We start from the raw sequence: 536 nt of genomic DNA, 5'->3' as shown, positions 1-536 counted from the left end.
TGCAATAAAGTTGACCTTTTGCGTGGAAAGATACACCTCTTTAAGCATTTCTTTAAAAAAAAACACACCAGGTCCTTTGCTGTCTTTCAAGCTAGCAGCCAAACGTGTCAGAGTTTGAGCGCTAAGAACCAAGCGCAGTTCATGACGTGCTTTTCGTTTTGCCAAGGTAATTTCAATGATCTTTACAAAAGCAATTGTCCAAGATGCCAGAGAAGCCAGCAACAACAACACAATAACGGCTTTCACCACAAAATCAGCGGCCATAAACATAGAAAAAGGAGAAAGATCATGCGCTGCAAATACAGCAGGTGGAGTGTCTAAAGGTATTGTTTCAGATTCCATTTTTGTCTCACATTATTGTGGTTTTCATTGTGGTTTTCACTTTTTGATCTTACAGCTGTACCATCACCCGGCGTAGCATCACTTTGCCACAATACCATTTTCCTTTTCATGTCACCCTACGCTGAGTCTAAAAAATAAAACTTGATAAATCAAGTATAGTTTTATTTCAAGAAAAGCCTCTTTCAAGAGGGGCT

Annotated in this window: 1 pseudogene; it reads right to left on the bottom strand. The window is 39.4% G+C overall.

From position 1 onward, the window contains the following. Positions 1-342: pseudogene (locus ACFIO5_RS13440) on the bottom strand (biopolymer transporter ExbB); the annotation flags it as partial. Between the last annotated feature and the right edge of the window lie 194 nt (positions 343-536).

The organism is Bartonella sp. AA86SXKL (genome assembly GCF_042196885.1).
The sequence above is the reverse complement of the archived record's forward strand: the minus strand, read 5'-3'. Positions and strand labels throughout refer to the sequence as shown.